This window comes from Noviherbaspirillum sp. (assembly GCF_035254685.1).
Classification (GTDB): domain Bacteria; phylum Pseudomonadota; class Gammaproteobacteria; order Burkholderiales; family Burkholderiaceae_D; genus Noviherbaspirillum.
Window position 1 is genome coordinate 1 of the sequence record NZ_DATFAI010000023.1, and the last position, 24042, is coordinate 24042.

Here is a 24042-nt window from a genome sequence, read left to right on the forward strand (position 1 = left end):
CCAGCACAAGACGAAACTGTTTCCAAATTAAAATACGAGATGGTGAGATTTGCCTTGCTGTAATTGGGAATCTTGGTTCTGAAGGCACTCATTCACTCACTCCACTCACTCACCGTTTACAGAAATGCTAACTATATAGAACAAGACGATTTGTCGCATGGTCAGTGAGCAGTTGCCGCCGGGTGCGGCGCAGTATCCGAAGCCGGATGACGCGCCTTCCGGCGGGCAAGGAAAGTATAAAACGTCGGGACGACGAACAGGGTGAGCAGTGTACCAAAGCTCATGCCGCCGACGATGACCAAGCCGATCTGCATGCGCGATTCCGCGCCTGCACCGGTGGCCAGCGCCAGCGGAACGGCGCCCAGCACCATCGCGCCGGTCGTCATCAGGATCGGCCGCAGGCGCAGCACCGCGGCGTCCACCACTGCCTCCTGCAACGACTTGCCCTGCTCGCGCAGCTGGTTGGTGAACTCGACAATCAGAATGCCATGCTTGGTGATCAGTCCGACCAGCGTGATGAGGCCGATCTGGCTATACACGTTCAGCGTGCCGCCACCCCACTTAAGTGCCGCCAGCGCGCCCGCCATCGACAGCGGCACGGTCAGCATGATGATGAACGGGTAGATGAAACTTTCGAATTGCGCCGCCAGCACCAGGTAGATGAAGGCCAGCGCCAGCACGAAGGTGAGCGCGAGGCTGCCGCTGGAGTCGCGGTATTCGCGCGACGAGCCGGACAGGTCGATCGCGTAGCCGGGCTTGAGAATACTGCGCGCCGTCTGCTCCATGAACCCGATGGCTTCGCCCTGGGTGTAGCCGTTCGCGAGGCTTGCGGAAATGATCACCGCGCGGCGCTGGCCGAAGTGGTTCAGCTCGCGCGGGGCAACGGTCTCGCGCACCTTTAGCAGGCTCGACAAGGGGATCATCTGGTCCGGCCCGCCGGTCTTGCTGAGGCCACGCACGAAGATGTTGTTGATGTCGTCCGGCGCATCGCGCTCGCCGTTCTGGATCTGCACCACCACGTCATACTGGTCGCCATCCTTCTTGAAGCGCGTCACGTTGCGTCCGCCGAGCATCGTCTCCAGGGTACGCCCGACGGTCTCGATCTGGACGCCGGCATCCGCTGCCTTGTCGCGGTCGACCTCGACGTTCACCTGCGGCTTGTTCAGGCGAAGATCGGTGTCGATATTGACCAGCCCCGGATTCTTGCTCGCCTCGGCGACGATCTGTTGCGCCACGTTCTGCAATTCTGCATAGGAGGCATTGGAGAGCACAACCAGGTTCACCGGGCGCTCGCGGATCGACTGCCCGAGCGAGGGCGGCGCGTTCGGAAAAGCGAGGATGCCGGGAATGGCCGCCATCTTCGGCTGCATTTCCTTGAGCATGTCGAGCGTGCTGCGACTGCGCTCGGTCCAGTCGATGGTGCGGAACGATGCGCTGCCGCGCTCGACGGTGGGATTGCCGGCGAAGATGAAGACGCGGTCGATTTCCTTGATCCCGGCGGCGATCTCTTCCATCCGGCGCGCATACTTCTCGGTGTATTCCAGCGATGCGCCGTCCGGGCCGGTGAAAACGGTGAAGATGGTGCCGCGGTCCTCCACCGGCGCCAGCTCCTTTTTCATGCCGGTCGCGAGCCATGCCAGCGTGCCGATGACCACCACATAGACGAGGACCACCAGCCAGCGCGCGGCCAGCGTGCCGGCGAGGACCTTGCGATAAGCCGCAGTCAGCATGTCGAGCGCATTTTCGATCGCACGGTACACGATGCCATGCCGCGCCTGGTGCCGCAGCAGGACCGAGCACATCATCGGCGACAGGGTGAGCGCGACAAAGCCGGATACCAGCACCGCGCCGGCCAGCGTCAGCGCGAATTCCACGAACAGCCGTCCAGTACGACCCGGCGTGAAGGCCACTGGCGCATACACCGCCGCAAGGGTCAACGTCATCGCGACGACAGCAAAGCCGATTTCCTTGGCACCCTTGAGCGCTGCATCGAACGGCTTCATGCCGTTCTCGATATGACGGAAGATGTTCTCGAGCACGACGATCGCATCATCGACCACGAGACCGATCGCAAGCACCAGCGCAAGCAGCGTGAGGGTATTGATGCTGAAGCCGGCCAGCGACATCAGGCCGAATGCGCCGATCAGCGACACCGGAATCGTGACCAGCGGGATGATGGACGCGCGGAACGAGCGCAGGAAGACGAAGATCACCAGCGCGACCAGCACGATCGCTTCGCCGATGGTCTTGTAGACCGACTTGATCGAGCGGTCGATGAACAGCGTGTTGTCCACCGCAATGCCGATCCGCACACCTTGGGCAGCCAGCTCTTCATTCAGCTTCGGCAATTCCGCCTTCACATACCCGGCGAGCTCCAGCGGATTGGCGGTGGCCTGGCGGATGATGCCCAGCGACACCGCGTTCTTGCCGTTGAAACGGACCGAGGTGCGCTCGGCGGCCGGGGCAATCTCGACGCTCGCCACGTCGCGCAACCGGACGGCATAGCCATTCACGGTTCGCACTATGATGTCCCCGAATTCCTTCGACGTGGTGAGATCGGTCTGCGACACGACCGAGAACTCGCGCTGTTTCGACTCGATGCGCCCTGCCGGCACTTCGATGTTCTGCTTGCGCAAGGCGTCTTCCACATCGGCCGGCGTCAGGCGGTACGCGGCGAGCTTGTCGCGATTGAGCCAGATGCGCATCGCATACTTGCGCTCGCCGCCAATGCGCACATCAGCGGCACCGGGCAGCAGCTGCAGGCGCGGCTTGACGATGCGGTTGGCGATGTCGGTCAGATCGAGCTGCGACATGGTGTCGCTGGAGAATGACAGCCAGATGATCGGATTGGCATCGGCCTCGACCTTGGCGATCACCGGCTCCTGGATCGTCTGCGGCAGTTTCGCGCGCACACGCGAGACGCGGTCGCGCACGTCGTTCGCGCCGGAATCGGGATCCTTTTCAAGCCGGAACTTCACCGTGATCTGGCTCTGCTCGGAGCGAGAGATCGAGGTCAGCACATCGACGCCGTCAATTCCGGCGATCGAGTCTTCCATCGGCTTGGTGACCTGCGACTCGACGATTTCCGAACTCGCGCCCGGATAGTCGGTTGTCACCGTCACAACCGGTTCATCGATTTTCGGATACTCGCGTACCGCCAGCCGGTTGTACGAAACCAGGCCGATCAGCACGATGATGAGGGACATCACCGTCGCGAACACAGGGCGGCGGATGCAGATATCGGACAAGACCATGCCGACCTCCGATCAGCTCTTGGGCGCAGTCTCGGCGGATGCCTCGACCGGACGTGCGCCTGGAGCGCCCTGCGCGATTTTCACCGGCGTGCCATCGCGCGTGAGGCGAATCTGCTCCGCGGTAACGACCATGTCCCCGGCCTGCAGGCCTTGCGTGATTTCCACCCTGGCAGCGCGCCGCAGGCCTGTCCGGACTTCTGTCCGGGCCGCCTTGCCGTCGACGACCCTCCACACCGTCGCCTTGTTACCCTGCGGGACGATGGCTTCTTCGGGCACCACCAGCGCATTGTCGCGTACGCCGAGGATCAGCCTGACGCGTGCGAACATGCCGGGCTTGAGTCTCCCTTCCGGATTGTCGATACGCCCGCGCAGCAAGGCGGAGCGTCCGGAACTGTCTACCTGCGGATCGATGGCATCGACCGTTGCACGGAAGGGTTTTCCTGGCAAAGCGTCGACCATGACTTCGATGAGTTGCCCTTTGCGCACCACGTCCGCATATTTCTCCGGCACGCGGAAGTCGACCTTGACGCTGGAAATGTCTTCCAGGTTGATCAGATCAGCGCCGTCCTTCACGTAATCGCCGACGCTCACGGTACGAATGCCGACGATGCCCGAGAACGGCGCCCTGATTTCCATCTTGGACAGGCGGGCCTCCGCGAGCGCGAGCTTGGCTTCGAGCACCTGCACGTTGGCCAGTGACTCGTCCCTGGCGCGCACTGAAATGAACTTCTGCCTGGCCAGGTCAACGTTACGTTCGAAGTTGGCCCTGGCAATGCCGAGTTCGGCCTTCGCCTGCTGCACTTCGGCCTGGTTGACGCTGGCATCGAAGGCAACCAGCAGCTGTCCTTTCCTGACCCGCTGGCCATCGCCGAAATTGAGCCTGCTGATGCGCCCCGATACCTCGGGACGGATCACGACCGATTCGTTCGAGCGGATGCTGCCGACCGCGCTGACATCGTCGACGAGCTTCACAGTAGCGACAGTCGCCACATCGACCGACACCACGCTGCCCTGGCCTTTCACCCTGCCCGCGCCGTGCGATGACTGCGCGGTGCCTGCGGTTTGCTCCATCGGCCGTTGCGGCTGGCGTTCCGCGTAATACGCATAAGAACCCAATGCCGCGATCCCGATGGCGGCGATAGCGGGGTACAACAGTCTCCGTGCGTTCATTTTTCTCTAATGCTTGTTGATCCGTGCCTGGCAGACCAGTGATAGTCGGTTACCAACGGGCGAATGTAGCACAATCAGTCAGCACCTGTTTTCTACGAAACGGACGCGACCCCGAGGTTGGCGAGTGCGTCGGCGCGCTCGTTGCCGTCATGGCCGGCGTGGCCCTTCACCCAGCGCCACTGGATAGTGTGGATGGCCTGGGCGGCGTCGAGCGCCTGCCACAGGTCGACGTTCTTGACCGGCTCCTTCGATGCGGTCTTCCAGCCGCGTGCCTTCCAGCCATGGATCCATTCGCTGATGCCTTTTTGTACATACTGGCTGTCGGTGTGAACGATGACCTCGCACGGTCGCTTGAGGGCCGTCAGGGCTTCAATTACCGCCTGCAGTTCCATGCGGTTATTGGTGGTCTTGGGGTCACCGCCGAACATTTCCTTCTTGTGTCCGCCGGCGATCAGGAGCGCGCCCCAGCCGCCCGGACCGGGATTCCCCTTGCAGGCCCCGTCGGTATAAATTTCAACTTTGTCCATGCCTATTTGTGTCTATGAATGCGATTGGTGGCGGGAACGCCTTGCGGCGTAGTCGCGGTCTTGCGGGTCCAGGCCGGCCCGATCAACCGCATGCCGCGGATGCGCTTGATCGCCTGCACGATATAGACCGCGCCGAGATAGGGCCACCAGCGGTTGCCCGCCCTTTCCATGAAGGTGAAGCGATTCAGCCATTTCTCGGTGACGCACGGCGGCGCATAGCAACCGAAATGCCCGCGGTTGACTTCCATGTTCAGGAGCTTGAGCCAGTCTTTAAGGCGAGGCAGGCTGATGAATTCACCGTTCTGCGGCAGGAAGTCGGCGCCGGTGACGCGGCTCGCTACCTGGCGCAGCCCCCACAGGCTCGCGGGATTGAATCCGCAGATGATCACCTGCCCCTCGGGGATGAGCACCCGCTCGACTTCGCGTAGCACCTGGTGCGGTTCGTCGGCGAATTCCAGCACGTGCGGCAGCACCACCAGGTCCAGGCTCTGCGAGGCAAAAGGCAGTTCGGCGAAGTCATGCACCACCACGATCGGTGAGCGCGATCCGTCGCTGGCCGGCTGCGGGAACCGGGTGTCGGTCAGCCACTTGTTGGGCATGCGGTTGGCCTGCAGCGCGTTGATCTGCGGCAGGCCGATCTGCATGGCATTGAAGCCGAAGATGTCGGCCGTCAGCATGTCGAGCCGCGCCTGCTGCCACGCGCGGACGTAGGCGCCAGCCGGAGTCCCCAGCCAGGGACCGAGCGCTATAATGGCTTTTTCAGGCGACAGGCGTTCCATCGTATGTTGAATGTTTTGACAGTACCGGCGTTCCAGGACAATTACCTTTGGCTGATTCACGATGGCAAACGTGCCGCCGTGGTCGACCCGGGCGACGCGGCGCCCATCCTGGCCGCGCTCGAGGAACATCGCCTCTCCCTGGCCGCTATTCTACTGACTCATCATCATGCTGACCATGTCGGCGGCGTGCCGGAACTGCTGCGGCACTTTCAGGTTCCGGTATTCGGACCGCGCAATGAAACCATACCGCAGGTCACGCAGCCCCTGGGCGAGGGCGACACGGTCACACTCGACGCGCCAGTCCTGAAGCTTGAGGTACTGGACGTGCCGGGCCACACGCGCGGCCATATTGCCTATTTTGCATCGGAACAAGACTGGCTGTTTTGCGGAGACACACTCTTTGCCGGCGGCTGCGGACGCCTGTTCGAGGGTACACCGGAGCAAATGGTTGTCTCACTTGCAAAACTGGCGGCGCTTCCTGATAAAACGCAAATCTTCTGCGCGCATGAATACACGCTGGCGAACCTTCGCTTCGCTCATGAAGTCGAACCCGAAAATCTTGCAATAAGTACACGAATCCAGCACGAACAGGCCAAGCGCGACGAGGGGCGACCCACGGTGCCATCCACAATCGGCCTGGAAAAGTTGACGAACCCGTTCCTGCGCTACCGGGAACCTGGCATCGCCGACCGGCTTTTAGCCACCGGACATCTTTCTGACAGGGAACCTATTGCCGTTTTCACTGCCTTACGGCAATGGAAAAATTCCTATCGCTAGGCGGCGTGGCTCTCCGATGGTCCGTAATGTTTTGCAATAAGCCTTGACGCAGGAAAACACCATTACGTAAACTCCTTTGATTCCCGGGCGCCTGACGCCGTCATCACACAGCAAGCGAGGACCCATGCAGCCGCTGAAAATAAGAACACTTCCGTTTGCAGCGATCCTTCTGCTCAGCGCGCCGCTCGCCATACAAGCTGCCGATCTTTCCCTCCCGCTGAATTCCTGGTCGCAGGTGTCTGCGCTGGAAAAACCTTATGATCCCAACGATCCGCTGGTGCAGTTGCTCGCCATGGAAGAAGTGGACGTGTGGGCGCGCATCCGGAAAGGCTTCGGCATTCCCGACCTGGACAATCCGCTGGTGGCAAATCACGTCCAGTGGTATGTCTCGCGTCCCGACTACATCCAGCGCACTACCACGCGCGCGTCGCGCTATTTGTTCCATGTCGTGCAGGAACTGGAAAAGCGCGGCATGCCGACCGAACTGGCACTGCTGCCCTTCATCGAATCCGCATTCAATCCGCAGGCCCTCTCGACGGCCAAGGCTGCTGGCATGTGGCAGTTCATTCCGTCCACCGGCCGCGATTTCAACCTGACCCAAAGCGTATTCAAGGATGACCGGCGCAACGTGATCGCATCGACCGACGCCGCACTCACCTATTTGCAGAAGCTGTATTCGATGTTCGGCGACTGGCAGCTTGCCCTCGCCGCCTACAACTGGGGTGAAGGCTCGGTGCAGCGCGCCATCAGCAAGGCGCAGGCAGCGGGCCGGCCGACCGACTTCAACAGCCTGTCGCAATACATGCCGGCGGAGACGCGCAATTACGTGCCCAAGCTGCAGGCCGTGAAGAACATCATCGCTTCGCCCGCCGATTTCGGCGTGGTGCTGCCGAAGGTCGAGAACCAGCCCTACTTCGTCACGATCGGCAAGACACGCGACATCGACATCAAGGTCGCCGCGCAGCTGGCCGAGCTGTCGATCGATGAATTCAAGGCGCTCAATCCGCAGTTCAAGCGCCCCGTGATCGCCGGCAGCTCCGAAACCCAGATCCTGCTCCCGCAGAGCAATGCCGAGAAGTTCAAGGCCAACCTGTCGAAATGGGGGCATGCGCTGTCGTCGTGGACCGCGCACAAGGTGACGAGCGCGCGCGAACGTATCGAGACCATCGCGAAGAAGTTTGGCACCACGCCGGAAGTCATCCGCGAAGCAAACAATATCCCACCCAAGATGCTGCTGAAGGCCGGTTCCACTGTGCTGGTCCCGAAACCCGAACATGCGCCGGAGAAGGATATCGCGCCGGAGCTCGTGGATAACGCGACCATGGTCACGGTGCCGGACGTACCGGAAACGCGGCGCGTCTACGTAAAGGTGGGCAAGCGCGATTCGCTCGAATCGATCGCACGCCGGCACAAGGTCAGCGTTTCACAGATCCGGAGCTGGAACAACCTGAAGCATGACAAGGTGGCTGCCGGCCAGACGCTGGAACTGAATCTGCCCAACAAGGCGTCATCCAACAGGCGCCAGGCGGCACGTGGTACGCCGACCCGTCACAAGGCTGCTCCCGCCCCAGCCCGCAAGACGGCGGGGTCATCGCGCAAGAAACGGCACGGCTGATTGCGTGCAATGCCTTGTGCAGGCAATACCTGCGCAAGCGCCGTCAAGACAGCGTGGAATACGTCGCCGCCGCCCGCAGTCGCTGCGTATAAGGCTGGCGCGGATTCGACAAGACCTCTTCCGTCGCACCGCTTTCCACCACCTTCCCGTCCTTCATGACCATCACGCGGTGCGCCATCGCGCGGATCACTGCGAGGTCATGGCTGATGAAAAGATAGGCCATCCCGTATTTGCGCTGCAGTTCCGCCAGTAGCTTCAACACCTGCTGTTGCACCGAGACGTCGAGCGACGATGTCGGCTCGTCGAGCAGGATCAGCTCCGGCTTCAGCACCAAGGCACGCGCGATCGCAATCCGTTGCCGCTGCCCGCCGGAGAATTCATGCGGATAACGCGACATCATCTCGGGTGACAGTCCGACCTCGACGAGCCCCTTGGACACGGCCTCACGCAAGCCGTCGCGTCCCAGTTGCGGCTGATGCAGTTCCAGCCCCTCGCCGACGATCTGCTCGATGGTGCGGCGCGGCGACAGCGATGCGAACGGGTCCTGGAACACGACCTGCATCTTCGCGCGCAAGGGGCGCAGCGCCACGCTCGACATCTTGCTGATCGGCTGCCCGATGAAAGCGATGCTGCCGTCGACCTGCGCCGATGACAGGCGCAGCAGTGCCATGCCGAGCGTCGATTTGCCCGAGCCGGATTCACCGACAATGCCGAGCGTTTCATGCGGCTTGATCTGCACATCGACATTGTCGACGGCGACAAATTCCTTCTTCTTGAACCAGCCTTGCTTGATGGAGAAGGTGCACCGCATCTTTTCAGCTGTCAGCAAAGACGCCGACTGTTGATCGACTTCGTCAACCACGCGCTGCGGATGACTTGCCAGCAGCTTGCGTGTGTAGGCCTCACGCGGATTGGCGAACAGCTCGTCGGTGGTCGCGGTTTCGATCAGGTGTCCGCGCTCCATCACGCCGACACGGTCCGCAAAATGCCGCACCAGGTTCAGGTCGTGGGTGATCATCAGCACGGCCATGTTCTCTTCGCGCTGAAGTTGGTTCAGCAATTCCAGGATCTGCACCTGGATCGTCACGTCGAGCGCAGTGGTTGGCTCGTCGGCGATCAGCAGCTTCGGCTTGCAGGCGAGCGCCATCGCGATCATCGCGCGCTGCCGCTGCCCACCGGACAACTGGTGCGGAAACGCGAGCGCCCTTCTCGCCGGCTCCGGAATACCGGTTTTCTCCAGCAGATCGATCGTACGTTTCGCCGCCGCCTTCGCGCTGATGCCCTCGTGCAGCATCAGGACTTCCGCGATCTGGTTGCCGATGGTGAACAGCGGATTGAGCGCCGTCATCGGCTCCTGGAAGATCATGGCAACATCTTTGCCGCGCACTGAACGCATCGCCGCTTCCGGCTTCTTGAGCAGGTCATCACCTTCGAACAGGATGCGTCCGCTGTATTGCGCGTCCTGGTTCAGGCGCAGGATAGCCAGCGAAGTGACCGTCTTGCCCGAACCGGACTCGCCTACCAGGGCAAATTTTTCGCCCGGCGCGATGCTGAAGCTGACATCGCTGACTACCGTGGCTGCACCGAATTGCACCCGCAATTTCTGAACGTCCAGCAAGCTCATGCCTTCCTCCGGACATCCAGTGCGTTGCGCAGCGCATCGCCAATATTGGTCAGCAGCAGCAAGGTCAAGGTAAGGACGAAGAACGTCGACAGCGCGATCCACCATGCGTCGAGATTATTCTTGCCCTGCGCCAGCAACTCGCCGAGACTTGGCGTCGGCGGCGGCACGCCCAGCCCGAGGAAGTCGAGACTGGTCAGCGAAAGAATGGCGGCGCTCATGCGGAAGGGCAGAAAGGTCACAACCGGAGTCAGGCTGTTTGGCAGCACGTGGCGCCAGATGATCTTGCGGTCGGATAGGCCGAGCGCTCTTGCCGCCTGCACGTACTCGAGGTTACGGTTGCGCAGGAAATCGGCACGCACGTAATCCGACAGCCCCATCCAGCCGAACAGCGAAAGCAGGACCAGCAGCAGCCCGAGGCCTGGCTCGAAGATCGACGCGAAAATGATCAGCAGGTACAGCTCCGGCATCGAGCCCCAGATTTCCATGAAGCGCTGGAAGAACAGGTCAGTCTTGCCGGCGAAGTAGCCCTGGATCGCACCCGCGATCAGGCCGAGGATCACGCCGGTGATGGTCAGCGCCAGGCCGAACACCACCGATATGCGAAAGCCGTACAGCAGGCGCGCGAACACATCGCGCCCGCGGTCGTCGGTCCCCAGCCAGTTCTCCGAGGAAGGTGGCGCCGGGTTGGGCGACTTGGCGAAATAATTCAGCGTGTCGTAGTAGTAATGGTTGATCGGATAGATCGCCCAGTTTCCCTTCTTCATGAACTGCTTCTGGATGAAGGGATCGAGGTAATCAGCCGGCGAATCGAAGTCGCCGCCGAAATCCTTCTCCGAGTACGTGTGCACCATCGGGAACACGATCGTGCCGTTGTAACGGGCCACGAGCGGCTTGTCGTTCGAGATCACCTCGGCCATCAGGCTCAGGCCGAACAGCACGAGGAAAATGACCAGGCTCCAGTAGCCGCGGCGGTCCTGCCGGAAACGCAGCCAGATGCGGCGCCGTGGCGAAACGGAGGGGGCAATTGCAGGTGTCGTCATCGGTTCAGGCTTTCGAATTGCACGCGCGGATCGGCCCACACGTAACACAGATCGCCGATCAGTTTCACGACCAGGCCAATCAGGGTAAACAGATAGAGTGTGCCCATCACCACCGGATAATCGCGGCGGATCACCGACTCGTAGGACAACAGGCCCAGGCCGTCGAGCGAGAACAGGGTTTCGATCAGCAGGCTGCCGGCGAAGAAAGCGCCGATGAACGCCGCGGGGAATCCCGTCACCAGCGGAATCAGCGCATTGCGGAACACATGCTTGTAGAGCACCGCCTTCTCGCTCAGCCCCTTGGCGCGCGCCGTCAGCACATACTGCTTGCGGATCTCTTCGAGGAAGGTGTTCTTGGTCAGCATGGTCATGACAGCGAACGAACCGGCCACTGATGCAATAACGGGCAGCGTGATGTGCCACAGGTAGTCGACCACCTTGCCGAACAGCGAGAGCTGATCCCAGTCGTCCGAGGTCAGGTTACGCAGCGGGAACCACTGCAGGAAGCTTCCGCCGCCAAACAGCACCAGCAGCAATACGCCGAGAACGAAACCCGGAATCGAATAACCGACCAGCACCGCCATGCTGGTCGCGACATCGAAACGCGAGCCCTCCCTCACCGCCTTGGCGATCCCGAGGGGCAGCGATATCAGATAAGTGAGGAAGAACGTCCACATGCCGATGCTGATCGACACCGGCAGCTTGGACTTGACCAGTTGCCACACATCCTGGTGATGATAAAAGCTCTGGCCGAGATCGAATCGGGCAAAGCCTTTCAGCATCAGCCAGAAGCGTTCCATGGGCGGCTTGTCGAAGCCATACAAGGCCTTGATCTCCTTCACCCGTTCGGCATCGATGCCCTGTCGGCCGCGATACACCGAAGCCGCGCCGCCGCCCGATGCCTCGCCGCCCGCTGTCTGGCCCTTGCGCAATTCGATCAAGGCCTGCTCGACCGGCCCGCCGGGCACGAACTGGATCACCGCAAAGGTGATCGCGACCACCCCGAACAAGGTCGGGATCATCAGCAGGATGCGTTTTGCAATGTATGACCACATGTTCATGATTGACCTCTTATCGCGCCTTCACCTGCCACCAGGTCGAAATCACATAGGGCTCGGCAGCGTAATACAGCGGCAGCGTCGCCGGCATGCCGAGCCGGTTGCGGTAGGCCACGCGATGCGTGGAGGAATACCAGTTCGGCACGACCAGGTATTTGTGAAGCAGGACCCGATCGAGTGCGCGCGACGCGGCAATCAGTTCCTTGCGGGTTTCCGCCTTGACCAGGATAGCGATCAGCCGATCAACAGCGGGGTCCTTCAGGCCCCAGTAGTTGCTGGAACCGATTTCATCCGCCGCTGCCGAGCTGAAGCGGTCGAACAATTCATTGCCGGGGCTATTGGTATCCGGGAAGCGTTCCACCGTCATATCGAAATCGAATTGCTCCATCCTCTTTTCCACCAGTGCAAAATCGGCCACGCGCTGGTTTACCTGGATGCCGAGCTTCTGCAGGTTGCGCAAGTAGACGGTAATGATGCGCGACATCGCCGGCTGGTTGTCGATCACTTCGAACGTAAACGGCTCATTCTTGCTGTTGCGCAGGGCGCCGTCACGATATTCCCAACCGGCTTCCTTCAGCAATTCCCTTGCCTGCAGCAGATTGGCGCGCAGCGAACCCGGAGGATTGGTGCTCGGCGGAATCGGCGCCGGGCCGAATACCGACGGATCGAGCTTGTCGCGCAAGGGTTCCAGCAATTTCAGTTCGTCCGCCGACGGCATGCCGGTCGCCGCCAGTTCGGTATTGGTGAAATAGGAATCGATGCGCTTGTACTGGTTATAGAACAACTGGCGGTTCATCCACTCGAAATCGAGCGCCAGCCCGAGCGCCCTGCGCACCCGCACATCCTGGAACTGCGGGCGGCGCAGATTCATCACGAAGCCCTGCATGCCGGCGCCATTGTGGTGCGGCAGTTCGCGCTTGATGATCTCGCCACTCTTGAATTTCGGGCCGATATAGTTTCGCGCCCAGTTCTTCGCCGTGTATTCGACATTCACATCGAATTCACCGGCCTTGAATGCTTCGAGCCGGGCGACGTCGTCCTTGTAGAATCGATAGATGATGCGGCCGAAGTTGTACATGCCGCGCCGGCTCGCCACCGCATCACCCCAGTAATTCGGGTTGCGGGTGTAGCTGATGGAGCGGCCAAGGTCATAGCGTTCGATCAGGTATGGTCCGGTGGAAATCGGCGCTTCCAGCTGGATCTTGTCGAAGGAGGTGCCGGCACCCCACTTGCGGGAAAAGACGGGGACACTGGTGCCGACGATCAACGGCAGCTCCCGGTTGAGCGCCTTGAAATCGAAGCGCACGGTGCGCTTATCCAGCACCACGCATTGCTTGACGTCTGCAAAGATCGACTTGAACTGCGGTGCCCCCTTGGCCAGCACGGTGTCGTAGGAATACTTGACGTCGTCCGCCGTTACCGGATCGCCGTTGTTGAACCTTGCCTTCGGATTCAGCCGGAAGACGATCGACATCCGGTCCGGGGCCAGCTCCATGTCGTCCGCCAGCAGTCCATACATGGTGGCGATTTCATCGGCCGAGCCGGTGGCAAGCGTCTCGAACATCAGTTCGGAAATGCCGGCTGCAGAGACGCCCTTCAACGAAAACGGATTGAACTTGTCAAAGCTGGTGGCCCGGCCGGGATTGGCGAGGTACAACTCCCCGCCGCGCGGGGCATCAGGATTCACATAATCGAAATGCGTGAAATTCGCCGGATACTTCGGCGTGTCGTACATGGAAAAAGCGTGGGCGGCGAATGCGCTGCCGGTGAACTGGAGGCTGCTGACAAGCAGCAAAAGTAGAGAAAATTTTCGCATTCGGCGGTTTACGGGAAAGGCCGTTCAGCATGGCTGCCGGAAAAAGTGGGGCTATTGTACCGAAAGGGATGGATTGCGTTGATCAATTTTTGGTCAATCGAGGAAAGTTGCAGCGCGTTAATTGAAATTTCGTGTTTTATCACAGCAGTTAGCATCAAAAGTGTTTTCCGATCATGCTTCCTGCGCAAACGCAAAAGTTGCCCTGCGCGTGAAGTCTCCCTACAATCTTGGCGAACTCGTGAAATCAGCCGCAAAAACGGCGGAAACATGCGCTTTAGCTGCATTTCTGGCCGTTGCGGGCAGACGATAGCCCGTTAAGCGATAAAATACGACACAAATTTACCTGGAGTTATTCATGGCGTTTCTGCAAGGCAAAAAAATACTGGTCACCGGACTGCTGTCCAATCGATCCATCGCTTACGGCATTGCACAGGCCTGCAAACGCGAGGGCGCCGAGCTTGCATTTACCTATGTCGGCGAGCGCTTCAAGGAACGCATCACCGAATTTGCCGACGAATTCGGTAGCAAACTGGTATTCGAATGCGACGTCGGGAGCGATGAGCAGATCAACACATTGTTCACCGATCTCGCCAAGTCTTGGGATCACCTCGACGGCCTGGTGCACTCCATCGGTTTCGCGCCACGCGAAGCGATCACCGGCGATTTCCTGGAAGGCCTGTCGCGCGAATCCTTCCGCATCGCGCACGACATTTCTTCCTACAGCTTCCCCGCCATGGCCAAAGCCGCGCTGCCGATGCTGCGCCCGAACTCTTCGCTGCTCACCCTGACCTACATGGGTTCCACCCGCGCAACACCGAACTACAATACCATGGGCCTGGCCAAGGCATCGCTGGAAGCCAGCGTGCGCTACCTGGCCGAGTCCCTCGGCCCGAAAGGCATCCGCGTCAACGGCATCTCGGCCGGCCCTATCAAGACGCTCGCTGCAAGCGGCATCAAGGATTTCGGCAAGCTCCTCGGCATCGTCGCCGCGCATGCGCCGCTGCGACGTAATATCACGATCGAGGATGTGGGGAATACCGCAGCGTTCCTCCTGTCGGACCTGGCCTCCGGCATCACTAGCGAGATCACCTATGTCGACGGGGGCTTCTCGCACGTAATGTACGCACCGGAAGAGTGATGGCCTCCCGCAGGGCGGCACCCATCCGCCCTGCTCTTTTGCAGCGCAAAAATAATCGGCAGCGGAACTCATATGTCTGTATAATGCGCCGCAATGCATCGCACGTGGCGTGCATTTACGCAGCATCGCAACCCTTTAGCAGTACACGATAAAGCCATCCCGCCTTTTGGTGTTGAATTCCAGACACCGTCCCGGCGCAAAGCTTTGTGCCGAAATTTCTCAGAAAAATTCTCAGTTGTTTCGTTGGTTGGCGTTGCCTCTTTTTAATACGCCGGCGCACCCGTTATGCGCGTGGTCGCGGCGTTGAATTTTAAGAAAGAAACACAATGACTTTTGAAGCATTAGGCTTGCACACGTCCATTCTGAAAGCACTGACGGATGCCGGCTACACCAAACCAACTCCTGTCCAGGAGCAGGCAGTTCCCGCGGCCATGCAAGGCCGCGACCTGATGGTGTCTTCGCAGACAGGTTCCGGCAAGACCGCGGCATTCATGCTGCCGGCATTGCACAAATTCGCACTGGCCGAACAACAGTCTCAGCCGGGCACAAAGACTCCCAACCAGGAACGCCAGGCTGCCCGTTCGCGAGGCGAACGTCCGCGCTTCCAGCCGGCACAGCCGAAAATGCTGGTGCTGACGCCGACCCGCGAGCTCGCCATGCAGGTCACCACGGCAACCACCAAATACGGTTCCTATCTGCGCCGCGTGCGTGCTGTTTCGATCCTGGGCGGCATGCCTTATCCGAAGCAAATGCAGTTGCTGGCGAAGAATCCGGAAATCCTCGTCGCCACACCGGGTCGCCTGATCGACCATATGGAATCCGGTAAGATCAACTTCTCGCAACTGGAAATGCTGGTGCTGGACGAAGCCGACCGCATGCTGGACATGGGCTTCATCGACGACATCGAGAAGATCGTTTCGGCAACGCCGGAGACGCGCCAGACCATGCTGTTCTCCGCGACACTGGACGGCGTGGTCGGCAACATGGCCAAGCGAATCACCCGCGACCCGCTGGTGATCCAGATCGCAAGCGCGGGCGCGAAGCATGAGAATATCCAGCAGCGCATGCACTTCGTGGACGACCTGTCACACAAGAACCGCCTGCTCGACCATCTGCTGCGCGATTCGTCCATTGACCAGGCCGTCGTCTTCACCGCGACCAAGCGCGATGCTGACACGATCGCCGATCGCCTGAACATCGCTGGCTTTGCCGCTGCTGCCCTGCATGGCGACATGCACCAGGGTGCGCGCAACCGGACGCTGGATGCGCTGCGCCGCGGCCAGGTTCGCGTGCTGGTGGCGACCGACGTCGCCGCGCGCGGTATTGACGTGCCGAGCATCACCCACGTGGTGAACTACGACCTGCCGAAATTCCCGGAAGACTATGTGCACCGCATCGGCCGTACCGGCCGCGCCGGCCGCAACGGTCTCGCGATTTCGCTGGTGAACCATGCCGAGAACATCAACATCAAGCGGATCGAGCGCTTCACCAAGCAGTTGATCCCGGTCGATGTGATCGAAGGCCTGGAGCCGAAAAAGACGGCTTCCGCACCGCGCACGAACCGCAAGCCGGGCGGCTGGAAACCGGGCGACAACCGCGGCAATAGCAGCAAGCCGGGCCAACGCTCCTTCAGCAAGCCGGGCGCGCCGCGCAAGGAAGGCGGCGGCTACAACAAGGGTTCGCGCTTCGGCGACAGCGGCAATGGTCGACGCTCGTGGGGCGATCGCTGATAGCTAACCTCCACAGACAGCCTTGAGAAAGGCTCTGTCCACGGAAGCCACGGAAGGCACGGAAATTTCTAAAAGATTTTTCCGTGCCTTCCGTGTTTTCCGTGGACAAAATGCTTTACAAAGCACAAGTCCGAAAGCCGATGAACATATCCTCGCGTTCCGGTGCGCAGAAATTACGGAATTTCGGTGAACGGATGCGCAGTCGTGTCGCAAACGAGGCGCCACGTATCGATTGATCCGTCATGAAGTGCGGCTGCGAATACTCGCGCCAGGCATCCGGAGAGAATCCCGGGTAGGGCTCGAACGGCGAGCAGGTCCACTCCCACAAATCGCCCCAGCGGAATGCCGGATGGCCCGAAAGGGCCGCATATTCCCATTCCGCTTCCGTCGGCAGGCGCCGCCCGGCCCACATGCAGTAGGCCTGCGCTTCAAACAGGCTGATGTGACGCATCGGTTCGTTGGCCGGCAACGCAAGCTCCTTTCCGAAACGGCGACAACGCCAGTATCGTCCGTCACGCAGCCAGTCGCGCGGCGCTGATCGGTCCTGTGCCATCAACCACGCGCGCCCGGCGGCGCTCCAGAACTGCGCCTTCTGGTAGCCGCCATCCGCCACGAACTCGCTGTACTGTGCATGCGATACCAGTGTCGAATCCATGGTGAAGGGCGGCACGTAACAGGGATGCATCCATTTTTCATTGTCGAATACAAAGCCCGAATTGCGGCTGCTGCCCAGTTCAATGGTGCCGCCCGGAAAACGGATTTCGCCCTGCGCCCATGCCGGTATGGCGTGGTTCGCGAGCGGCCGGGGCAGTATCACATTCAGCGCCTGCAGCCCGCAAGCAAGCACTTCGCCGCGCATGTCCTCGAAGGCAAGCGCGAGCCGATATGGATACAGCGCTGTGTGGTCGTTCCCGGAACGGCTCAGCTTGTCCAGCACGCGGTCGAGCACTTCGCGGCAGTAGGTCTTCAGCGCACCGGCGCTCGGCAGTTCCAGTTTCCACCTGGCGCGATGCGGCACCGTGTTGGAATCGAACCAGTCATCACCTTTGGTCAGCATGGAAGTGCGGTGCGCCGCAGCTGGATCGCTCGATTGTGCATCGCGCAGGATGTACCACTCTGCAAACCAGGAAATATGTCCCAACTCCCACAATGGCGGATTGATGAAGGGAAGAACGGGAACCCTGGCAGATTCGTCAAGCGCTACCGCCGCGTAACAGTCAAACAGCGTCAGCGTGTAATCCCGCGCATCCTGCAGCGCTGCAGCCAATTCATTGGGAGCGGCGGTTCGAAAGGAAAAGTTCATTGCGATTTGCGTTGGCAAAAGCCAATCATACGCGATGCCATGCAAGCGTGAGCCGTGCCTGCCGACCTTGCCCTGCTTCGCCGTACAATCATGCTTTCTCTACATCATGGTGGAATGACCGATATGGAAATCAACGTTCGTCAGGCCGGCCTCGCCGACGCAGGAATCATTGCGCCCCTGTTCGACGCTTATCGCCAGTTCTACCGCCAGGCTCCGGACCTGCGGCTGGCAAGCGCCTTCATCCATGAGCGGCTGGCGCTGCAGGAATCCGTGATCCTGATTGCGGAAGACACACAGGCACGGCCGCTCGGCTTCACGCAACTGTATCCGTCGTTCTCGTCCGTCAGCGCGCGGCGGATCTGGATCCTGAACGACCTGTTCGTGTCGCCCGAGGCGCGCGGGCAAGGAGTCGGGAAGGCATTGCTGGAGGCTGCGCGCGAACATGCGATCACCTGTGGCGCAAAGCGACTGGTGCTTTCTACCGCGCACGACAACCCCGCACAGAAATTATACGAATCGATGGGGTATCAGCGCGACAACGCCTTCCTGCATTACAGCCTCGACGTCGACTAAGGGTGGCCTGCCCTAGCGCGCGAGCCGTATCCCGGAAAACTGCCAGCGTGCCGAGGCCGGAAAGAAATTGCGATAGGTAAGGCGCGCGTGCCCTTGCGGCGTGGCGCAGGACGATCCACGCAGCACATACTGGTTGCACATGAACTTGCCGTTGTATTCGCCAATCGCGCCTTCGACCGCTCGGTATCCGGGATAAGGGGTGTAACTGCTCTGCGTCCATTGCCAGCATTCGCCGAACAGTTGCGACAACGGCGCATCCAGCGTGCCGGTGTGCGCACCGATATGGGCGCTCGGATGCAGGCTTGTTTGCCCCAAGTCAGCCGTGCCGGATGCCGCATGTTCCCATTCCGCCTCGGTCGGCAGGCGGGCACCGCTCCATCGCGCGAAAGCATCGGCCTCGAAGTACGAGACGTGCGTGACGGGACGGTTCAGGTCCAGTGGCTGCAGGCCATGGAGGGTAAATTCCTGCCATCCTGCGTCGCCGCGCCGCCAGTAGATCGGCTGCGCAATACCGTTTGCCCGCAACCAGTCCCAGCCCTCCGACAGCCAGAGCGACGGATTCGCATAGCCGCCATCCTCGATGAAAGCGAGATATTCGCCGTTCGCGCTCAAGCGCGATGCGAGCGAAAATGCTTCCACGAACTGGCGGTGCCGCGGCGTTTCATTATCAAAGCAGAATCCGCTGCCTGCATGACCGATCCCGGCGATGCTCGCATCATATTTGCGCCATGCGAGCGGCTCTGCATAAGGCGTGACGGGAAGCGGCCTTGCACTGTAAGCGGGTTGCAAGGGATTGATCGAGAGCAGATGCTTGAAGTCGGTCAGGATCAGCTCCTGGTGCTGCTGCTCATGGTGCATGCCCATTTCGAGCAAGTGCGGAATGTCCGCGCGTTCATCGTCTGTCTCCAGCAACATGGCGATGCGCTCGTCGACCTGGTGCCGGTAAGCCCGGACATCGCCCAGCGAAGGCCGTGTCAGCATGCCGCGTTGCGGACGCGGATGCTTTTCACCGATGCCGTTGTAATAGGAATTGAACAGGACGCGGAACGCCGGATGGAAGGGCCGGAAGTCGCGTTCGAAGCGCTCCAGGATGAAGGTCTCGAAGAACCAGGTGGTATGCGCGAGATGCCATTTGACAGGGCTGGCATCCGGCATCGACTGCACGCAGGAGTCCTCATCCGATAGCAGCTCCGCCAGCGCAAGGGTTTCCGCGCGCACCCGGAGATATTCGGCAAGCAGGTCGTCGATGGGCATGGATATCCTCCTGGTTTGCCTCACGCGGCGCGCGCGTGGCACAACATGAACCACCCCTGCGGATCGATCCATTTGCTGACGCGCCCGAAGCCGGCGCGCTCGAGCAGCTGCAGGAATCTTTCAGGGGTGTACTTGTAGCTGTTCTCGGTGTGGATACGCTCGCCTTGTGCAAAATGCCGGCTGCCGCCCTCCCAGACGACGGTCAGGTCGCGCCGCGCTTCCAGGTGCAGTTCGATCCGGCTTTCGCCTGCGTTGAAACGGCTCACGTGCCTCCAGTCGCGCGGCCTGAAATCTGCCTTCAGCAAATGGTTGATGTGTTGCAGCATGTTCAGGTTGAAAGCTGCGGTCAATCCGATCGCGTCATCGTAGGCGTCCTGCAGCAATTCTTCGTGCTTGAGCAGGTCGACGCCGATCAGAAGTCCACCATCGGCACGGCAGGCTTCACGAACACGGCCCAGGAATGCAGCGGCTTCTTCCGGCATGAAGTTGCCGATGGACGAGCCAGGATAGAAGAACAGGCGCTTCTCCCGCGGCACGGCATCCGGCAGCTCCAGCGAACGCGAAAAATCCATTCCGAGCCCGGTCATCCTGATCTGGGGAAAGCGGTAGCGCAGGCTCTCCACCGCGTCGCGCAGGAAATCAACGGAAATGTCGATCGGGACATAGTGCGCAGGCTGCACCGCGGAAAACAGTCTTGCTGCTTTCTCGCAATTGCCCGCGCCCAAGTCAATCAGTGTTGCGCCCCGCCCGGTGGAACGTGCAATGTCGGAGCAGCAACGCTCCAGAATCTGCGCCTCAGTGCGCGTCGGGTAATATTCCGGGAGTTCACAGATGGCTGCGAACAGCTTGGACCCCAATCCATCGTACAGATATTTTGGCGAAATCCAGGCGTTCGGCGCGAGCAGGCCTGCGGCGATCTCTCCGCATATGGCCTCCGCATTCCTCTGATAGATCTGAATGAATCCGTTCTGCAAGATGTTCCGCCAGTGACAAAGCGGTCGCTGCAGCCGGCTTCCACGTGGGAAAATGCCGTACCGGGCAACGCCGCGTGGTGGATTGGCTTTTTGGCTATCATAGACGGGTGAATCGACCGTCCCTTGATGCGTCACAAGGCCGAAGTGGACATCGAACTCTTTTTTCCATGAATGACGGCCGGCCTTACCAACGAGAAAGCGCATCTCGATGTTACAGCTTCGCAATATCAGCAAGTCCTACCCCAATGGCCGCCATGTGCTTTCCCATCTTTCCCATGTCATCCATGACGGCGAGTACGTCGCCATCATGGGCGATTCCGGCGTTGGCAAATCGACCCTGCTCAACCTGATCGCCGGCCTCGACACGCTGGATTCCGGCGAGATCATCATCGACGGCGTAACGATGTCCGCGCTGGATGACGATGCGGCAACCCTGCTGCGGCGCAAGAAATTCGGTTTCATTTTCCAGGCATTCCATGTGCTGCCGCATCTCACCCTGCTGCAGAACGTCGCCCTGCCCCTGCTGCTCAACGGCAGGGACATGCAGCGCGCCGCAGAGATGCTGACGGCAGTCGGGCTGCAGGGACGCGAGCAGGATTTCCCGCGCCAGTTGTCGGGCGGAGAGTTGCAGCGCGTCGCCATTGCGCGTGCCCTGGTGCACAGGCCCAAGCTGCTGCTGGCCGACGAACCAACCGGCAATCTTGATCCCGATACAGCGCGCGAGGTGCTGCATCTCCTGCGCAGCGAGATCAAGGCCAACGGCGCTTCCGGCATCCTCGTTACCCATTCCCCGGCCGCGGCAGCCACTGCCGACCGCGTCCTGCTGCTGACGAAGGAAGGCTTGCGTCCGATGGAGGTGGTGCCCGCATGAAGCGCCGTCATGCAACGCCCCTTGGTCGCTGGCTGACGCTGGGCGAATGGCGTGCACATCCGGTGCGTGCCCTGATCGCGATGGGCGCGATCGCCCTCGGCGTGGCGTTGGGATTTGCCATCCACCTGATCAACGCCGCTGCCTACAACGAGTTTTCCGCGGCCATCAAGAGCCTGTCCGGACAAGCCGACCTGCAGGTGCGCAGCGTGCAAGCATTCTTTGATGAATCCCTGTATCCCCACCTCGCGCAGCATCGCGGCGTGGCCTTGGCCAGCCCCGTGCTGGAACTTGACGCAGCGCTGCCCGGCCAGCGCACGCCGCTGAAAGTGCTGGGCATCGATGTGTTTCGCGCTGCGGCCATCGCACCGGACCTGATCGGCGTGCCGGCGGAAGACAAGCCGTCCGACACGCTGGCCGACGACGCGATCTTTCTTTCCCCCGCAGCGATGGAGTGGCTGCAGGTGAAGCAAGGCGACCGGCTCGAACTGCGTGCTGGCACGAAGGCAGTCAGCCTGCGCGTGGCCGGCGGACCGGTCCGGGCGCGTCCCGGACAGCGCATCGCAGTGATGGACATCGGCGCTGCCCAATGGCGCTTTGACAAGATCGGAGAACTGTCACGGATCGACCTCAAACTCGAACAGGGCATCGACCGCGTCGCGTTCAAGGATGCCCTGGCGAAAGAGCTGCGTCCGCAATACCTGGTCACCGAGACGGAAGACCAGGAAGAGCGTACGAACAACATGTCGCGCGCCTATCGTGTCAACCTGAATGTGCTGGCGCTGGTCGCGCTGTTCACCGGTGCATTCCTGGTGTTTTCCACGCAGGCCCTGTCGGTGCTCCGGCGGCGCAGCGAGCTTGCCCTGCTGCGCGTGGTCGGCATGACGCGCCGGCAGGTACTGCAACAGATTTTGCGCGAAGGTGCCATCCTCGGCGTGACTGGCTCGCTGCTTGGACTGGTGGGCGGATATGTTCTGGCCGCTGCGGCACTGCGGCTGTTCGGCGGCGACCTGGGCGGGGGTTATTTTCCCGGTGTGCAGCCAACCGTGCATTTCTCGGCTTGGGCCGCGCTGGTCTTCTTCTGTCTCGGCACCGCAGCCGCGCTGCTCGGCTGCGCCAGCCCGGCATGGGAAGCGGCGCGCGCCCGGCCGGCGCAGGCGATCAAGTCAGGCAGCGAGGATGTCGCATTGTCGAAGCTCGCGTCGCCCTGGCCATCGCTCGCCTGCCTCGCCACCGGCGCCTTGCTGACGCGCATGCCGCCAGTGTTCGAGCTGCCGCTGTTCGGTTACCTGTCCATCGCCTTGCTGCTGATCGGCGGCATCGGGCTGATGCCGCGCTTTTCGGCGCTCGCCTTCGCCCTGCTTTCCGGCATGGCGGGGCGCCGTCCGGACGTGATCCCCACGCTCACCCTCGCACGGCTGGCGAATGCGCCAAACCAGGCATCGATTGCGCTGGGCGGCGTACTGTCGAGCTTCAGTCTGCTGGTGGCGATGGCGATCATGGTCGCCAGTTTCCGTGTGTCCGTCGACGACTGGCTGTCGAACGTGCTGTCCGCGGACCTTTATGTACGCTCGGCGCTGGGTGGCAATACCGGTTCGCTGTCGTCTGCGGACCAACGCGCGATTGCGTCGATTCCGGGCGTGGCACGCGTCGATTTCCTGCGCTCGATGCAACTCGTACTCGACCCGGCGCGCCCGCCCGTGGTGCTGATGGCGAAACCGATCGATGTCGAAGATCCCGGCAAGAGCATGCCGCTCACCGGTAAGGCGCTGCCGCCCGGCGAACTGCCCGCCGGCGTGATGCCGGTCTGGGTATCGGAGGCGATGGTGGACCTGTACCAGTATCGCGTCGGGTCGCGCGTGCAAATTGACATCGCCGGCCATCCTCATGAATTCATCGTCGCCGGCGTCTGGCGCGACTATGCGCGGCAGTCCGGCGCGATCCAGATGCGGCTGTCGGACTACCAGGCCATATCGGGCGACAAGCAGGTCAATGATGCCGCACTGTGGCTGCGCCGCGGCACAAGCGCGGCACAGGCGATCGCGCAACTGCGGCGGCTCCCGTTCGGCGCCGCGCTCGAATTCGCGCAGCCCGGCGACATTCGCGCGGTCACGCTGAAGATTTTCGACCGCAGCTTCGCGGTGACCTACCTGCTCGAAGTGGTGGCGATCGTGATCGGTCTGTTCGGCGTGGCGGCAACATTCTCCGCACAGACGCTGGCGCGGGCGAAGGAATTCGGCATGCTGCGGCACATCGGCGTGACGCGCGCACAGATCCTCGGCATGCTGGCCGTCGAGGGCGGATTGCTGTCGCTGCTGGGCGTTGCCATCGGCTTCCTGCTCGGCGGGGCGATCAGCCTGATCCTGGTGTTCGTGATCAATCCGCAATCCTTCCACTGGACGATGGAACTGCACATGCCGTGGCACGTCCTGCTGCCGATTGCAGCGCTGCTGTCGGGTTCGGCAGCGATCACCGCACTGATCGCCGGAAGATATGCGGTGTCCGGCAGCGCGGTGCGCGCGGTCAGGGAGGACTGGTAATG

Annotated in this window: 18 protein-coding genes; 7 read left to right on the forward strand and 11 right to left on the reverse strand. The window is 61.2% G+C overall.

Features of this window, described 5'->3' with window-relative positions:
* Positions 1-161 precede the first annotated feature (161 nt).
* The 4 genes from VJ698_RS10090 to VJ698_RS10105 all read right to left on the reverse strand — a co-directional run bounded on the left by VJ698_RS10090 (position 162) and on the right by VJ698_RS10105 (position 5730).
* Positions 162-3254 carry an efflux RND transporter permease subunit gene (locus tag VJ698_RS10090; RefSeq protein ID WP_324102621.1) on the reverse strand — a complete coding sequence of 1031 codons (3093 nt, stop codon included), beginning with the start codon at positions 3252-3254 and terminating at the stop codon, positions 162-164.
* A 12-nt stretch (positions 3255-3266) separates the two neighbouring features.
* Positions 3267-4424, reverse strand: coding sequence for an efflux RND transporter periplasmic adaptor subunit (locus tag VJ698_RS10095; protein ID WP_324102622.1), 1158 nt, complete (start codon positions 4422-4424; stop codon positions 3267-3269).
* 92 nt (positions 4425-4516) lie between these two features.
* On the reverse strand, positions 4517-4951 hold the full coding sequence (gene rnhA / locus VJ698_RS10100) for a ribonuclease HI (RefSeq protein ID WP_324102623.1): 435 nt from the start codon (positions 4949-4951) through the stop codon (positions 4517-4519).
* A 2-nt stretch (positions 4952-4953) separates the two neighbouring features.
* Positions 4954-5730, reverse strand: coding sequence for a class I SAM-dependent methyltransferase (locus VJ698_RS10105; protein WP_324102624.1), 777 nt, complete (start codon positions 5728-5730; stop codon positions 4954-4956).
* Between the two features lie 3 nt (positions 5731-5733).
* Here VJ698_RS10105 and gloB point away from each other — a divergent pair, with 3 nt between their 5' ends.
* On the forward strand, positions 5734-6507 hold the full coding sequence (gene gloB / locus VJ698_RS10110) for a hydroxyacylglutathione hydrolase (RefSeq protein WP_324102625.1): 774 nt from the start codon (positions 5734-5736) through the stop codon (positions 6505-6507).
* Positions 6508-6631: 124 nt separating this feature from the next.
* Positions 6632-8122, forward strand: coding sequence for a transglycosylase SLT domain-containing protein (locus tag VJ698_RS10115; RefSeq protein ID WP_324102626.1), 1491 nt, complete (start codon positions 6632-6634; stop codon positions 8120-8122).
* Positions 8123-8165: 43 nt separating this feature from the next.
* Here the strand turns inward: VJ698_RS10115 and VJ698_RS10120 are convergent, their stop codons facing one another.
* Genes VJ698_RS10120 through VJ698_RS10135 form a run of 4 tightly spaced genes read right to left on the reverse strand, consistent with a single transcriptional unit; the run spans position 8166 to position 13660 of the window.
* A complete protein-coding gene (locus VJ698_RS10120; protein WP_324102627.1) occupies positions 8166-9746 on the reverse strand; it encodes an ABC transporter ATP-binding protein in 1581 nt (526 codons plus the stop codon).
* Positions 9743-10786: an ABC transporter permease gene (locus tag VJ698_RS10125; RefSeq protein ID WP_324102628.1), complete on the reverse strand. Its 1044-nt coding sequence runs from the start codon at positions 10784-10786 to the stop codon at positions 9743-9745. The genes VJ698_RS10120 and VJ698_RS10125 overlap by 4 nt, the downstream gene beginning before the upstream one ends.
* On the reverse strand, positions 10783-11847 hold the full coding sequence (locus tag VJ698_RS10130) for a microcin C ABC transporter permease YejB (RefSeq protein WP_324102629.1): 1065 nt from the start codon (positions 11845-11847) through the stop codon (positions 10783-10785). The genes VJ698_RS10125 and VJ698_RS10130 overlap by 4 nt, the downstream gene beginning before the upstream one ends.
* Before the next feature lie 10 nt (positions 11848-11857).
* Positions 11858-13660, reverse strand: a complete 1803-nt coding sequence (locus tag VJ698_RS10135; RefSeq protein ID WP_324102630.1) for an extracellular solute-binding protein — start codon at positions 13658-13660, stop codon at positions 11858-11860.
* A 355-nt stretch (positions 13661-14015) separates the two neighbouring features.
* On the opposite strand from VJ698_RS10135, the gene fabI reads away from it, so the two are divergent.
* Positions 14016-14798: an enoyl-ACP reductase FabI gene (gene fabI / locus VJ698_RS10140; protein ID WP_324102631.1), complete on the forward strand. Its 783-nt coding sequence runs from the start codon at positions 14016-14018 to the stop codon at positions 14796-14798.
* A 326-nt stretch (positions 14799-15124) separates the two neighbouring features.
* Positions 15125-16528, forward strand: a complete 1404-nt coding sequence (locus tag VJ698_RS10145) for a DEAD/DEAH box helicase (protein WP_324102632.1) — start codon at positions 15125-15127, stop codon at positions 16526-16528.
* Positions 16529-16643: 115 nt separating this feature from the next.
* Here VJ698_RS10145 and senA read toward each other — a convergent pair whose 3' ends face one another.
* Positions 16644-17831, reverse strand: a complete 1188-nt coding sequence (gene senA / locus VJ698_RS10150) for a selenoneine synthase SenA (RefSeq protein ID WP_324102633.1) — start codon at positions 17829-17831, stop codon at positions 16644-16646.
* 123 nt (positions 17832-17954) lie between these two features.
* Between senA and VJ698_RS10155 the strand changes: the two genes are divergently transcribed.
* Positions 17955-18404, forward strand: a complete 450-nt coding sequence (locus VJ698_RS10155; protein ID WP_324102634.1) for a GNAT family N-acetyltransferase — start codon at positions 17955-17957, stop codon at positions 18402-18404.
* Between the two features lie 12 nt (positions 18405-18416).
* Here VJ698_RS10155 and egtB read toward each other — a convergent pair whose 3' ends face one another.
* Positions 18417-19658 carry an ergothioneine biosynthesis protein EgtB gene (gene egtB, locus VJ698_RS10160; protein WP_324102635.1) on the reverse strand — a complete coding sequence of 414 codons (1242 nt, stop codon included), beginning with the start codon at positions 19656-19658 and terminating at the stop codon, positions 18417-18419.
* Between the two features lie 20 nt (positions 19659-19678).
* Positions 19679-20632: an L-histidine N(alpha)-methyltransferase gene (gene egtD / locus VJ698_RS10165; RefSeq protein ID WP_324102637.1), complete on the reverse strand. Its 954-nt coding sequence runs from the start codon at positions 20630-20632 to the stop codon at positions 19679-19681.
* 208 nt (positions 20633-20840) lie between these two features.
* On the opposite strand from egtD, the gene VJ698_RS10170 reads away from it, so the two are divergent.
* Positions 20841-21503: an ABC transporter ATP-binding protein gene (locus VJ698_RS10170; RefSeq protein WP_324102638.1), complete on the forward strand. Its 663-nt coding sequence runs from the start codon at positions 20841-20843 to the stop codon at positions 21501-21503.
* Positions 21500-24040, forward strand: coding sequence for an FtsX-like permease family protein (locus tag VJ698_RS10175; RefSeq protein ID WP_324102639.1), 2541 nt, complete (start codon positions 21500-21502; stop codon positions 24038-24040). The genes VJ698_RS10170 and VJ698_RS10175 overlap by 4 nt, the downstream gene beginning before the upstream one ends.
* Positions 24041-24042 lie beyond the last annotated feature (2 nt).

Coding starts and splice junctions, on each gene's coding strand:
- VJ698_RS10090 (WP_324102621.1), bottom strand. CDS start 3,254: ATGGTCTTGTCCGATATCTGCATCCGCCGCCCTGTGTTCGCGACGGTG.
- VJ698_RS10095 (WP_324102622.1), bottom strand. CDS start 4,424: ATGAACGCACGGAGACTGTTGTACCCCGCTATCGCCGCCATCGGGATC.
- rnhA (WP_324102623.1), bottom strand. CDS start 4,951: ATGGACAAAGTTGAAATTTATACCGACGGGGCCTGCAAGGGGAATCCC.
- VJ698_RS10105 (WP_324102624.1), bottom strand. CDS start 5,730: ATGGAACGCCTGTCGCCTGAAAAAGCCATTATAGCGCTCGGTCCCTGG.
- gloB (WP_324102625.1), top strand. CDS start 5,734: ATGTTGAATGTTTTGACAGTACCGGCGTTCCAGGACAATTACCTTTGG.
- VJ698_RS10115 (WP_324102626.1), top strand. CDS start 6,632: ATGCAGCCGCTGAAAATAAGAACACTTCCGTTTGCAGCGATCCTTCTG.
- VJ698_RS10120 (WP_324102627.1), bottom strand. CDS start 9,746: ATGAGCTTGCTGGACGTTCAGAAATTGCGGGTGCAATTCGGTGCAGCC.
- VJ698_RS10125 (WP_324102628.1), bottom strand. CDS start 10,786: ATGACGACACCTGCAATTGCCCCCTCCGTTTCGCCACGGCGCCGCATC.
- VJ698_RS10130 (WP_324102629.1), bottom strand. CDS start 11,847: ATGAACATGTGGTCATACATTGCAAAACGCATCCTGCTGATGATCCCG.
- VJ698_RS10135 (WP_324102630.1), bottom strand. CDS start 13,660: ATGCGAAAATTTTCTCTACTTTTGCTGCTTGTCAGCAGCCTCCAGTTC.
- fabI (WP_324102631.1), top strand. CDS start 14,016: ATGGCGTTTCTGCAAGGCAAAAAAATACTGGTCACCGGACTGCTGTCC.
- VJ698_RS10145 (WP_324102632.1), top strand. CDS start 15,125: ATGACTTTTGAAGCATTAGGCTTGCACACGTCCATTCTGAAAGCACTG.
- senA (WP_324102633.1), bottom strand. CDS start 17,831: ATGAACTTTTCCTTTCGAACCGCCGCTCCCAATGAATTGGCTGCAGCG.
- VJ698_RS10155 (WP_324102634.1), top strand. CDS start 17,955: ATGGAAATCAACGTTCGTCAGGCCGGCCTCGCCGACGCAGGAATCATT.
- egtB (WP_324102635.1), bottom strand. CDS start 19,658: ATGCCCATCGACGACCTGCTTGCCGAATATCTCCGGGTGCGCGCGGAA.
- VJ698_RS10170 (WP_324102638.1), top strand. CDS start 20,841: ATGTTACAGCTTCGCAATATCAGCAAGTCCTACCCCAATGGCCGCCAT.
- VJ698_RS10175 (WP_324102639.1), top strand. CDS start 21,500: ATGAAGCGCCGTCATGCAACGCCCCTTGGTCGCTGGCTGACGCTGGGC.